Source organism: Aminicella lysinilytica (genome assembly GCF_004362975.1).
Taxonomy (GTDB): domain Bacteria; phylum Bacillota; class Clostridia; order Peptostreptococcales; family Anaerovoracaceae; genus Aminicella; species Aminicella lysinilytica.
The window spans coordinates 1-12,630 of the sequence record NZ_SNXO01000012.1; the positions used below are offsets into that span (position 1 = coordinate 1).

Below are 12,630 nucleotides of genomic sequence, written 5' to 3' on the forward strand. Positions count from 1 at the left end.
AAGGCATCATTTCTATTTCTTACACAGGGAAAGGTAGATCTGATGATGGATAATATCAATTCATATACAAGAAAAAAGCTGAGCGACCGATCACCTGCTCAGTTGTTCAGCTTCTTATACGGCGACGATACAGCGGGAAAGCTAAATTCTCATCTTATCGAAGCCAATGAGATCAACCTTACGCCAGAATTGCTGAAGTAGAAAGATAATTACCGCTACCTTCATCTTCATCCATATCGACACACAGGGGTGGAAGTTCCTCTTGCGAAATATCAACGCGAACGACGACCCGGTTTAAGTGTGCCTTGAATTCGGTCGTATCTGATTGCTCACCTATATACTACCACCGTTTGCATGGCTATTTCAACATGTTTGGCTTAGTAACTTCCGGATTTCCCAATGTTTGTAATGTTTACTTCCGGATTTGCAAAGTTAATTTCTGTTTTGCTCTGATAAAACAGAAATTAATCTTGCAAATTATTTTCTACTGGAATTTTCTTTTGCAAACTGGAAGTTAGTTTTGCAATCGACCCTAAATATCCTGAAGTGGATGGTATGTACGGATGGATCAAAAAGGCCTTGGGAAGATTTCCTGCATATATATCAGGATGGTCGATTTCCCTTGCCAATTATGTAGATACTGCCGTATATATGGTCATTGCAATGGAGTATCTGAATACTGCATTTAAATTAAATCTAAATGAAACCCAAAGATGGATAATGGGAATAGCTTTCATAGTTGTTATCTGTTTGCTTAGCATAAGAGGTATCGAAGTGCTTGCCTTGTCTGCTACGATTTCAGGAATCATTCTGTTAGTACCGTTTATATTGACCATAATTATGGGAATTCCACAGATGGTAGAAAACCCATGTATCCCTATATTCGGAAGTGGTAACGCCATTATGGATACTAATACGGCACTTATGATAGGATTCTGGCTGTTTATGGGATATGAATCGCTGCATTCTTTCAGCGGCGAGGTGGAAGGCTCTGGACCTTTGCTTACCAAAGCATTCCTGTATGCTGTGCCTTTGGCTACATTTATCTATATAGTACCTACTTTTGTCGGCTTGGCAGTTGTGGGAAACTGGCAGGATTGGTCTGCAGCCGGCCCTATAGATTTCGTAGAATTAGGCAGACTAGTCGGCGGAAATTTCCTGATGATACTTTTTGTAATAGCGGGTGTATTTGGAAATTTAAGCGTGTTTGCTAGTTATATGTCCTTTGGTTCAGTCGTAACCTCACAGTTGGCAGAAGACGGGCTGTTCTTCCCGGGGTTAGAAAAAGAGCATCCCAAGTATGGCACACCATATAGAGCTATCATAGCAAGCGGAGTCATTTCCATAGTACTGAGTCAGGGATCATTTGCTGACTTGATAATAATAGATGTATTGCTGTTATTGTTCCCTATAATAATGATCATGATTTCTGCAATAGTATTGAGAATACGGGAAGCAAAAGGAAAGACGTGGAATTGCTTTCAATTTGGAAAAAACAAAGTGTTCTTCTGTATAGCTGCTTCAGCTCCAATTATCATAGCAGCATATGCAATGGCTACTGCAGGCATACAATCATTACTTGCAAGCGGAGCATGTTGGGTGATCGGAATAGTAATGTATTTCGTTTTCCCGAAAATCAATAAGAAAAAGAACAACAGAGAGGAACAGGTGAAATAATGAAAATCAGAATGAAGAATTTTATGGATTGCTGGGAGTATTCTACAGACGAATTGCTTCAACTAGTGGATTTGATAATATACTTGAAGAAGTGCGCGAAGAATGGATATGTACCTAAACTGCTGAAGGAACAGACAGTAGCTTTGATATTTAACGGCAATTCGACCAGAACGAGAATATCTTTTGAAGTTGCTGCCCAGGAGCTGGGAGCAAACGCACTGTTTTTAACAGGCGGGCCCCATGGCGAGTTGCATTTAGGCCACAGGGAGACAATAGAGGATAGCGCAAAGGTAATCTCCAGTATGGTGGATGGCATAGCTATGAGATGGTCTGAGGTTTCGGAAATCGAAGAGTTCGCTAAGCACTCATCTGTAACTGTTTTTAACGGCATGGATTTCTATAGACATCCTACACAGACATTATGTGATCTGGTTACTATTATAGAAAATTTGCCGGAAGGTAAGGAATTGAAGGATATTAAACTCGTTTTCGTTGGAAGCGCAGATGCTGGTGAATCGAGTGCTAATGATCTAGCTAAACTTTTACCTAGATTCGGGGCTGAAGTAGTCCACCTGGTACCTGAAGGACATGAACTGGGCGGTGAGTTTGAATTAGGTGAAAAATGGATGGTAGAGAAGAATCTCAAGGAAATTGAAATTGCCTGTAAAGAAGGCGGAGGCAAATACAGCTGGACAAATAATGTAGATGAAGGTGTTAAAAACGCTGACTTTATTTATTCAGGGTGTTACTGTTATGAGGGTATGGAAGACGATACAGATATGAAACACTTCAATGATGTATTTATCGGAGGTGGATATCAGGTATCTGAACAATTGCTGGCAAAATGTCCAACCGCGAAAACCATGCATTATCTTCCGGCTTTAAGAGGAAAAGAAATGACAGATTACGCCATGGACTTTGATGGATCATTGCTATGGAAACAGGCGGAAAATAGATTACACACTCAGAGAGGATTACTTGCATATCTTATGGCTGATAGAGAAATGGTCACTGAAGAAGATAAAGTCAGAATGGAGAAAGACGCTTGGAAGATAATCGATAATATGCGTCTACAGTTCGGAGCGGAGTTAACGCATAATTAGGAATCAATTATTTGGAGGAAAAAATGACAGTAAAAAATCCTATAACAACACCATTTGAAGATGGGTTTATTATGCCTGCAGAATTTGAAAAACAAGATGCCGTATGGATAGTCTGGGCAATGAATATGGAGACATGGTATAACGGAGGCTATGAAGCCAGACATGCTCAGGTAGAATTAGCTGAAGCTATAACCAAAGCGGGCACTCATGTTAATGTAATAGTTCCCAATAGAATGTTTATCACAGCTGAACGTGTATTTTCAGATATGGATGTAAGCATATATGAAATGACAACGGAGGATTGCTGGGTAAGAGACACGGGCGCTATTTATGTTAAGAACAGGGCAACAGGAGAAGTGAGAGGCGTTGATTTTAAGTTCAACGGATATGGTGGAGAAATCAACGGAACTACCATCAGATATGCAGACGATGATTTGATGGCAAGAAAGATGCTTCAGATATCCGGTCATGAAAGGTATAAAACCAGGTTCATTCTAGAAGGTGGATCCATCAATACTGATGGTGAAGGCACTATCATTACCACCGAAAGCTGTCTGCTTAATGCTAATAGGAACAGCACCCTTAACAGAGCGGAGATAGAAGGTAAATTGCACGATTATCTTGGATGTCAGAAAGTCATATGGCTGAAAGAAGGTATCGACACCGGAGAGGGAGAGACCGACGGACATGTTGATGATGTATGCGCATTTATTGCACCGGGAGAAGTCGTGTGCTGTTACACTGATGACGAAAATGATGAATGCTATGATATTTACAAGGACTGTTATGAAACTTTATGTAATTCAACAGACGCAAAAGGCAGAAAATTGAAGGTACATAAGCTTACAGTTGCAGCTCCATGCTATTTAAGTGAAGAAGAAGGAGAGAACATAACTGACATTGACGCAGTTGGACAGGCTGATGATGGAACCTGGAGGGATGAAGGCGAATTAGCCGTTGGCAGTTATGCAAATTTCCTGATCACAAACGGCTCCATAATCTTTCCGATGTATGGCGTAAGTACTGATGATGAAGCTATTCAACGTATGAAAGAAATAGCAGGAGACAGGTATATAGTAAGACCTGTAAATGTACGTAGTATCGCCCTGGGAGGCGGATCTATACATTGTATAACTCAGCAACAGCCGCATTAAGGCAGTGAGCATTTGCAAATTTAAGGAAGAAGTTACTTTCAACCAAAACGTAGCTACGAGAACTCTTTACATTTATTTATAGATATGGTACAATGAACTCACAAAAAGGAACACCGCTTTTCGTATGGCGGCTTGTCCTAGACGATTGTTTAAGAAAGTCACCTGATTTCAGGTGGCTTTCTTGTTACTTATGCAAATTACATAAGGTAATAAGAGCTACAACGAATATTCCAACCTGAATTAAATCAGATAAAGTAATATACATAATAAGCATCACCTCCCTTCAGAGGAAGTGACAAGCCACCAAGCGGTGTTCCATTTAATATAGTATCATATTTAAAATGTTATTACAATACAAATATGGTAAAATATGTTAAATGTGTGGCGCTGTCTGAATTGAAATATAAAAGAGAATCCTGAAGAGTAAATCATACTTGTATGATTTACCTGAGGGATTCTCTTTTTAAAGGCTCTGAAAGAGACTTTTTATATTTCAACGAGTTCGCCACACATTCTATTCTTGGCGAGTGAGGCTATATGGTTGTCTGTCTCGAGGACTAGTGAGCGTTCTCGCATCTACGCTATATTCCTAATCCGAAGTTCTTCTTAACACGCTTCATAACGCCTTCAGCTATTTCATTAGCTCTGTCTGCGCCATCGGCCAGATCGCGTAGCAACTCCTCGGAGTTTCTGATCTCGTTATACCTAGCCTGAATAGGGGCCAGTGACTCAGTCACAACGCCGACCAGATCCTTCTTGAAATCTCCGTAGCCTTTACCTTTGTACGAGGTCTCCAGGTCATCCAGAGACTCGCCGGTAAGTACGCTGTATATATTCATGAGATTGCTTACGCCCGGTTTGTTCTCAACGTCGAACCTTACGACTCCGTCAGAATCCGTAGTAGCCTTCATGATGGATTTCTTGATTTTGTTCGGCTCATCCAGGAGTGAAATGGTGCTGTGGATGTTGGTTGCCGACTTGCTCATCTTTTGAGATGGGTCGTCGAGAGCCATGATCCTGGCGCCTTCCTTCATATATCTGCCCTCAGGGATAACAAAGGTTTCCTTGCGGGTGTTGTTGACTCTGGTTGCGATGTCGCGGCAGAGTTCTATGTGCTGAGTCTGGTCGTTTCCAACGGGAACGATGTCAGTATCATATAACAGAATGTCAGCGGCCATGAGGACCGGATAGCAGAAAAGTCCTGCAGGAGCCGATGCCTGTCCGTGGCTCTTGGATTTAAACTGTGTCATTCTGGATAATTCACCTGTGTATGAATTGCAGGTCAGGACCCAGTTGAGTTCAGCATGTCCCGGTACGTCGGACTGTACGAATATGATCGACTTCTTAGGGTCGATGCCGATAGCCATATAAAGTGCGGCTACGTCAAGTATATGTTTATGAAGTTCCTTAGGATCCTGGGGAACGGTTATAGCGTGCATGTCTACTACGCAGTAGATGCATTCGTTATCTTCCTGAAGATCTACGAACTGTCTCAGTGCGCCAAGATAGTTGCCCAGGTGTAGATTGCCGCTTGGCTGAACACCGGAAAAAACTCTAGGCTTTTTTTTGTTGCTGTTTATCATAATAATCCTTTCCTTTTTGCATCATTGCACAAAATTATATCACCGAAAACGGCTACGGTCAAGGTTGCGGGCAAGTTTTGCGACAAAATATAACATTAGTAAATTGACATATGGGCCTTGGAATGATAATCTATTATCTAGGGTCATCTGCACATTTTGGATGACCGGAAAACGAGGGGAAAGATGAAAAACGGATATAAAAATGATTACCAGCTGGAGAAGAAATTTTACCAGTTCAGGGATCTGAGAGAGATGATGAAATTTTGCTCAGAAGCGTATCGCGATAAGGTAGCATTCATCACCAAAATCAAGAATAAAGAAACTAAGGAAGTCACCTATATAAACACTACATATAAGGAAATGTTCGATCAGATGTCTTTCCTAGGCACGGCTCTTATCGACAAGGGTTTCAAGGATAAGAAAATCGCAGTTATCGGCGCCAACAGTTACAATTGGATACTGGCATATATAACGGCTGCCTGCGGAGTTGGAGTTACAGTGCCATTAGACAGCGGACTTCAGAAGGATGAGCTTGAAAGCTGCATCAACAGAAGCGGCGCTGAAGTCATATTCTATGATAAAAAGCATTCCAAATTAATCGAAGAGATATATGATGATGGCAATACTACTCTGAAGATGGCTGTTTCCATGGGTTACGCCAGCGAAAGGGGCGAGAGCATCGAGGGTCTGCTGACGGCCGGAGAAGCTCTGGTAGAAAACGGCGACAAACGTTACGTAGAAGCCGAGATAGACCCGGAAGCCATGTCATTCATTTTGTTCACGTCGGGCACTACAGCCCAGTCCAAGGCCGTTATGCTTTCACATAAGAACCTTATGAGCTGCAATTACGGCATGAATTGCGAAGAGCTGTTCTTTGAGGACGATGTCAACATGATCATATTGCCGTTGCATCACATCTATGGATTCTCGGGACTGGTGACTTTCCTGTCACAGGGCCTGACAAATGTATTCTGCGATGGACTCAAGTACATCACCATAAACATGAAAGAGTATGGCGTTTCAGTCATCACCAGCGTTCCACTTTTGCTGGAAAGCATGTATAAGAAGATAATGAAGGCAATCACTGAGCAAGGTCAGTTGGGCAAGATCCAGAAGGCGCTGAAGCTCTGCGATGCTTCAGATAAGATGGGAATAAACCTTAGAAAGCGTTTCTTTAAGCCTATAATAGATCAACTGGGCGGACGTATGAGATTTATCATAAACGGCGCGGCGGCTCTGGATCCGGTGGTTTCCAAGGGCCTTAACGATTTCGGGATCCTGACGGTACAGGGTTACGGTCTGACGGAGACTTCCCCGACAATCGCCAGCGAGACATACAGATATCTGAAACCGGGTTCATCAGGCGTTATCATGCCTAATGTAGACGCTAGGCTTGTAGATGTAGACGAGAACGGCGTCGGCGAGCTGGTAGTCCGTGGAGACAATGTCATGCTTGGATATATGGACAATCCGGAGGCAACGGCTGAAGTCATGGAAGACGGATGGTTCCATACGGGCGATTATGCTTACATAGATGAAGACGGATTCCTGTTCATCAGCGGACGTAAGAAGAACGTCATCGTCATGAAGAATGGCAAGAATGTATTCCCAGAAGAAATCGAGAATCTTATAAACTTCCTGCCATATGTTTCCGAGAGTATGGTATTTACACGCAACAAACTGAACGATTTCGTCCTGTGGGCTAAGGTAGTTTACGACAAAGAATATCTGAAGGATAATAATATGACTCTCGAGGCGCTGCAGAAGAAATTCGACGCTGACATGAATGAGATAAACAGTAGTATGCCATCGTATAAGATGGTCAAGAGATATTATCTGTCCGATAGGCCGACTATCAAGACCACTACGGCCAAGACCAAGCGTAATCTGGAAATGGAACAGATAAATGAAGAAATCAAAGAATTAGGATTGAAATAGGAGCAGAAAATGAACAATTTTAATTATTCTATACCTACAGAGGTGTATTTTGGAAAAGGTCAGATAAAGAATCTGGCTGAGATCGCTAACCTGGGCACTAAGGTTCTTATGGTTTACGGCGGCGGAAGCATTAAAAGGAATGGCGCATACGATGAGGCCTGCGCCGTGCTGCATGAGGCAGGCACCAAATATTACGAGCTGTCCGGCGTGGATCCTAATCCACGCATCGACACTGTAAGAATGGGTGCTGAACTTTGCCGCAGCAAGGATATAGATGTAGTCCTGGCCATTGGCGGGGGAAGTACCATAGACTGTTCCAAGGTCATTGCCGCCGCAGCATGCTATGACGGCGATCCGTGGGATCTGGTCCTTGACGGCTCCAAGATAAAAGCAGCCCTGCCTGTAGTAACAGTGCTGACTATGGCGGCTACAGGATCGGAAATGAATGGCAATGCAGTTATTTCTGATATGGGTGCCAACGAGAAACTGGGAACTTACAGCCATTGGCTGAAGCCGGTATTCTCAATCGAAGATCCTAAGTATACCTACAGTCTGCCAGCAGGTCAGACGGCTGCCGGTGTTGCTGACATAATGAGTCATGTATTCGAACAGTATTTCACCACCGTCAGCGGCGGATTCATACAGGCAAGGCTTTGCGAGGCTATTCTTAAGACCTGCATCCAGTACGGACCTGTGGCGATTAAGACACCTAAGAACTATGATGCCCGCGCTAATATCATGTGGGCTTCGTCACTTGCTCTTAACGAGTTGATCGGATACGGTTCTGGGATGCCATGGACTGTTCACGGAATGGAACATGAACTAAGTGCTTTCTACGACATTACCCACGGAGTTGGCCTGGCTATTCTGACACCTTTCTGGATGGATAAGGTACTGTCAGATGAAACGACGCCTAAGTTCGCAGAGTATGGCAGAAATGTCTGGGGTCTATCAGATGCTGATGATGATATGACTACGGCAAAGAAATCAATAGAGTGTACTCGTGAATTTTTCAAGTCCATGGGCTTGCCTGAGACCCTCACGGAGGCGGGAGTAGAGGAGAAGTCTCTGCCGGTTATGGCAGCTAAGCTGAAGAACACATTTAAGAAGACTTACGTTCCGCTTTCAGAAGCGGATGTATTGGAAATATACCAGGCAGCTTTATAGCGAGCACCCTTACGCTAACGTTCCCGCAGGAGCAAGAGCAACCATAGTCGCAGACGAGCTGGAAGAATAGACAAATGTGTCGCGCTGTTTGAGGCGAAAGAACAAAAAAGGAGAAGCCCTAAAGTGTAATCGTACTTGTATTATTACACTGAGGGATTCTCCTTTTACAGTTTCAACAGTAAACTGTGGTTATTTCGCCGAGTTCGCGGCACGTTCTATTCTTCGCGAGTGAGACTATTATGGTTGCCTGCACACGAGGACTAGTGCGACGGAAGGGTCGCTCGCTATATTTCAGCCATGAGGTTGACCATTTCAATGGCGCCGAGAGCACAATCGTAGCCCTTGTTGCCGGCCTTGGTACCAGCTCGTTCCAGAGCCTGCTCGATGTTGTCCGTTGTCAGGACGCCGAACATAACCGGAAGACCGGTTTCCAGGCCGACGGTAGCGATGCCCTTGGAAACTTCCGCACATACGAAGCCGTAATGGGAAGTGCTTCCGCGGATGACAGCGCCGAGACAGATGACAGCATCATAACGGCCGCTGTTTGCCATTTTTTTTGCGATAAGGGGGATCTCGAAAGCACCCGGACACCATGCAACATCTATATTTTCATCTTTGATGTCGTGGCGTTTGAGACCGTCCAGTGCTCCGCCGAGAAGCTTAGACACGATGAGCTCGTTGAATCTGGCGCATACGATTCCGACCTTGATTTCCTTAGATACTAGTTTTCCTTCATAGATTTTCATTTGTTTTCCTCCGTTATTAATAATCTAAAATATGTCCCATTTTCTTTTGTTTGGTCTTAAGATAGAAGAGATCGTGAGTCGTAGCCGACATCTGGATGGGCACGCGTTCGGTGATTTCCATACCGTACTCTTCTAACTGGTAGACCTTATCAGGGTTATTGGTAAGCAATCTGATTGTGTGGACGCCGAGGTCACGCAGGATCTGAGCGCCTATGTAATACTCGCGCAGGTCTCCGGGGAAGCCCAGAGCCAGGTTGGCCTCCAGGGTATCCATACCTTTGTCCTGCAGTTCGTAAGCCTTGAGTTTGTTGATGAGACCGATGCCGCGGCCCTCCTGACGCATATACAAAAGTATGCCACGGCCTTCTTTTTCTATTTGCATCATGGCTGATGCTAGCTGCTGACCGCAGTCGCATTTAGTCGAACCGAAGGCGTCGCCGGTGAGGCATTCCGAATGCACACGACAAAGTATATCCTTGCCATCGCCGATGTCGCCTTTGACCAGAGCTATGTGGTGCTCGCCGTTGAGCTTGTTCACGAAGCCCACGGCCGTGAAATTTCCGTACTTAGTAGGTAGCTTAGTCGTAGCCTCGCGCTCCACCAGAGAATCGTGCTTTTTGCGATAGTCCTGGAGATCCTTGATAGTTATGAATGTGATGTTATATTTTGTGGCCAGTTCCGTTAACTTAGGCGTGCGCATCATAGTGCCGTCTTCATCCATTATTTCGCAGCAGATGCCGCAGCCCGACAGGCCGGCAAGCCTCATGAGATCGATGGTTGCCTCCGTGTGGCCGTTGCGCTTGAGAACTCCGGCTTTCTTGGCCAGAAGCGGGAACATGTGTCCCGGACGTCTGAAATCCATAGGCCCACTGGCAGGGTCGGCGCACTTGCGGGCCGTCAGACCGCGCTCTTCAGCTGAAATCCCTGTCGTCGTCGATGCGTGGTCGATGGACACGGTGAAAGCCGTCTCGTGGTTGTCAGTATTATCTGCGACCATCTGAGGCAGCTGTAGCCTTTTGCAGACTTCATCGTCTACAGGCATGCATATGAGGCCCTTTCCGTGAACGGCCATGAAGTTGATATTCTCTGTGGTGGCGTACTGGCCGGCGCAGATGAAATCACCCTCGTTTTCTCTGTCCGGATCATCCGTACAAAGAATTATTTTGCCGTTTTTCAGGTCTTCCAGGGCTTCTTCTATAGTATTGAACTTGAATTCTGTCTTTGTCATTTGGTCCCTCCAATTAATTTTTCTACATATTTTCCTATAATGTCGTTTTCCAGATTTACGATGCTGCCGGCTTTCTTCGCGGAAAGGGCAGTGGCTTCAAGAGTGTGGGGTATGATGGAAACCTTGAAAGCTCTGTCGCTGACCGATGCTACCGTCAAGCTGATGCCGTCTATAGTGATGGAGCCTTTGGTCACTATGTATCTGAGAATCTCCGGGGCTGCTGCTATCTCAAACCAGACTGCGTTGCCGTCACGTCTGAGGCTCTCTATGGTCCCGACTCCGTCAATGTGGCCGCTGACTATGTGGCCCCCGAAGCGTCCGTCTGCTGCCATGGCACGTTCCAGGTCTATAGGGTCTCCGGGTCTGAGTTTGCCAAGGCTAGATCGCTCAAAGGTTTCCGGCATGACGTCTGCAGTGAATGTGCTGTTGTCCATGGCTGTTACTGTCAGGCAGACGCCGTTGACGGCGATACTGTCACCGATGGCTGTCGGCTGGGTAAAAGGCTTAATTTGGCCTTTCAGTGAGCTGGTCTTACCGAGGACTTTACTGCAGGCGATGATGATCTTGCTGTCGCTGCTGCTGCGCCTGATTGCCTTGACTTTTCCAACTTCTTCAATTATCCCTGTGAACATGGTATCACCTGACTTTCTATAAGAATATCGCTTTCTATATTTGTAATTCTGGTGTTCTGCAGTTTGAAGGCATAGTCCGGAAGCTCGACCCCAGGTCCTCCTACAGGGCTCTTGGCTTCAGCCCCTCCAAATACTTTCGTAGCTACATACACCTGCAGTTTATCGACTATTCCAGCTTCCAGAGCGGACCAGTTAAGTGTGCTGCCGCCTTCGATTATCAGGCTGTCGATTTTCCTTTCCCCCAAGGCTGCGATAAGTTCACAAAGGTCGACTTGGCCGTTTTTATTACGTCCGAGGGTGAGGACCTCTGCGCCTTTTTCCGTAAATTTGCGACATTTGTCGACATCGCTTTCGCAGGTGGCGATAATCGTGCCGGGTCCGACTATCTTTGCGGACAGGGGTGTGTATAGGTTGCTGTCACATACTATTCGCAGAGGATCCGGCCCGATGCCGGCCCTTGCAGTCAAGGAAGGGTCATCGTTTACGACAGTGCCCAGCCCTACCATAATGGCCATATTCCTCGCTCTGGCTTCATGAGTATGTATGCGCGAGGCCTCGCATGAAATCCACTTGGAAGCTCCCGTGTGAGTGGCAATCTTGCCGTCCATAGTCATAGCGTACTTCATAGTAACCAGCGGCCTGCCTTTTGTTATATAATGAAAAAATATCGCATTTAATTCATCACATTCGCCCTGCATAAAATCTCTGACGACTTCTATACCAGCAGCGCGAAGCTGTTCTGCGCCTTTACCTGAAACCTTGGGATTGGGATCACGGGAGCCGATGACTACCCTGGCAATACCTTTCTCTATGATAGCAGCTGTGCAAGGCGGAGTTTTGCCGTAGTGGCAGCAGGGCTCCAGAGTCACATACATAGTTGCGCCCCGTGGATCGGTTGTGCAGGAGGCCAGAGCATTGCGCTCGGCGTGAAGTTCGCCGCATTTCTCGTGGTAACCCTGGCCGATGATAACGCCGTCTCTTACGATGACAGCACCGACCTGGGGGTTAGGGTTCACGTAACCTCCGCCGCGGCGGGCCAGATCTATAGCCAAAGTCATATAATCTTTGTCGTTCAAGTAAACATCCCCTTCGCATTAAAAATGCCCTGAAGCCATAGGGCTCCAGGGCAAGTAAAACAAACCTATCTGCGTAGGTCCATAAAAAAACTCCGGAAATAAATTCCAGAGCAAATGAAACATACGCAATCAAGCGTTTCATCTTCTTTCATCCAGACTATACTGTCGGCTTCGGAGTTACACCGAATCATGCCTTACGGCTCGCGGGCTTTACCGCCGGTAGGGAATCACACCCTGCCCTGAAGATTAACTTGAATTCATTGTATACTACAAGCCATAGGCTGTCAACCGGTATATGGGAAATGTCTGAAATTAATAGAAATGGA

At 45.5% G+C, this 12,630-nt stretch carries 10 protein-coding genes, 1 pseudogene and 1 riboswitch; of the genes and pseudogenes, 6 read left to right on the forward strand and 5 right to left on the reverse strand.

The window, feature by feature from the left end; genetic code table 11:
- The 4 genes and pseudogenes from EV211_RS10675 to aguA form a co-directional block, all read left to right on the forward strand.
- Window positions 1–201 (forward strand): annotated as a pseudogene (locus EV211_RS10675) (IS30 family transposase); the annotation flags it as partial.
- Between the two features lie 345 nt (window positions 202–546).
- Window positions 547–1,677 (forward strand): APC family permease, encoded by a 1,131-nt coding sequence (locus tag EV211_RS04265; protein ID WP_279222018.1) that lies wholly within the window; start codon window positions 547–549, stop codon window positions 1,675–1,677.
- Window positions 1,677–2,780, forward strand: coding sequence for an ornithine carbamoyltransferase (locus EV211_RS04270; RefSeq protein WP_133528196.1), 1,104 nt, complete (start codon window positions 1,677–1,679; stop codon window positions 2,778–2,780). The genes EV211_RS04265 and EV211_RS04270 overlap by 1 nt, the downstream gene beginning before the upstream one ends.
- Window positions 2,781–2,803: 23 nt before the next feature.
- A complete protein-coding gene (aguA, locus tag EV211_RS04275; protein WP_133528197.1) occupies window positions 2,804–3,934 on the forward strand; it encodes an agmatine deiminase in 1,131 nt (376 codons plus the stop codon).
- Window positions 3,935–4,515: 581 nt separating this feature from the next.
- On the opposite strand, the gene trpS is transcribed toward aguA, so the two are convergent.
- The gene (trpS, locus tag EV211_RS04280) at window positions 4,516–5,517 is read right to left on the reverse strand and encodes a tryptophan--tRNA ligase (protein ID WP_133528198.1); all 1,002 of its coding nucleotides are present in this window, start codon (window positions 5,515–5,517) and stop codon (window positions 4,516–4,518) included.
- 183 nt (window positions 5,518–5,700) lie between these two features.
- On the opposite strand from trpS, the gene EV211_RS04285 reads away from it, so the two are divergent.
- Window positions 5,701–7,455 (forward strand): AMP-binding protein, encoded by a 1,755-nt coding sequence (locus EV211_RS04285; RefSeq protein ID WP_133528199.1) that lies wholly within the window; start codon window positions 5,701–5,703, stop codon window positions 7,453–7,455.
- Between the two features lie 9 nt (window positions 7,456–7,464).
- Window positions 7,465–8,622, forward strand: coding sequence for an iron-containing alcohol dehydrogenase (locus EV211_RS04290; RefSeq protein ID WP_133528200.1), 1,158 nt, complete (start codon window positions 7,465–7,467; stop codon window positions 8,620–8,622).
- Between the two features lie 284 nt (window positions 8,623–8,906).
- Here EV211_RS04290 and ribH read toward each other — a convergent pair whose 3' ends face one another.
- The 4 genes from ribH to ribD are packed head-to-tail and all read right to left on the reverse strand — an operon-like array spanning window position 8,907 to window position 12,304.
- Entirely contained in the window at window positions 8,907–9,368 is a 462-nt protein-coding gene (gene ribH, locus EV211_RS04295; RefSeq protein WP_133528201.1) for a 6,7-dimethyl-8-ribityllumazine synthase, read from the reverse strand.
- Between the two features lie 16 nt (window positions 9,369–9,384).
- The gene (locus EV211_RS04300) at window positions 9,385–10,596 is read right to left on the reverse strand and encodes a bifunctional 3,4-dihydroxy-2-butanone-4-phosphate synthase/GTP cyclohydrolase II (RefSeq protein WP_133528202.1); all 1,212 of its coding nucleotides are present in this window, start codon (window positions 10,594–10,596) and stop codon (window positions 9,385–9,387) included.
- Complete coding sequence (locus EV211_RS04305) at window positions 10,593–11,228, reverse strand: riboflavin synthase (protein WP_133528203.1); 636 nt, start codon at window positions 11,226–11,228, stop codon at window positions 10,593–10,595. The genes EV211_RS04300 and EV211_RS04305 overlap by 4 nt, the downstream gene beginning before the upstream one ends.
- Window positions 11,213–12,304, reverse strand: coding sequence for a bifunctional diaminohydroxyphosphoribosylaminopyrimidine deaminase/5-amino-6-(5-phosphoribosylamino)uracil reductase RibD (gene ribD / locus EV211_RS04310; RefSeq protein WP_133528204.1), 1,092 nt, complete (start codon window positions 12,302–12,304; stop codon window positions 11,213–11,215). The genes EV211_RS04305 and ribD overlap by 16 nt, the downstream gene beginning before the upstream one ends.
- 136 nt (window positions 12,305–12,440) lie before the next feature.
- A riboswitch (FMN riboswitch) is annotated at window positions 12,441–12,555 on the reverse strand.
- Window positions 12,556–12,630 lie beyond the last annotated feature (75 nt).

Bases quoted from the DNA above. Each gene is read 5' to 3' on its own strand.
- aguA (WP_133528197.1), top strand. From the start codon at position 2,804: ATGACAGTAAAAAATCCTATAACAACACCATTTGAAGATGGGTTTATT.
- EV211_RS04290 (WP_133528200.1), top strand. From the start codon at position 7,465: ATGAACAATTTTAATTATTCTATACCTACAGAGGTGTATTTTGGAAAA.
- EV211_RS04305 (WP_133528203.1), bottom strand. From the start codon at position 11,228: ATGTTCACAGGGATAATTGAAGAAGTTGGAAAAGTCAAGGCAATCAGG.
- ribH (WP_133528201.1), bottom strand. From the start codon at position 9,368: ATGAAAATCTATGAAGGAAAACTAGTATCTAAGGAAATCAAGGTCGGA.
- trpS (WP_133528198.1), bottom strand. From the start codon at position 5,517: ATGATAAACAGCAACAAAAAAAAGCCTAGAGTTTTTTCCGGTGTTCAG.
- EV211_RS04285 (WP_133528199.1), top strand. From the start codon at position 5,701: ATGAAAAACGGATATAAAAATGATTACCAGCTGGAGAAGAAATTTTAC.
- EV211_RS04300 (WP_133528202.1), bottom strand. From the start codon at position 10,596: ATGACAAAGACAGAATTCAAGTTCAATACTATAGAAGAAGCCCTGGAA.
- EV211_RS04270 (WP_133528196.1), top strand. From the start codon at position 1,677: ATGAAAATCAGAATGAAGAATTTTATGGATTGCTGGGAGTATTCTACA.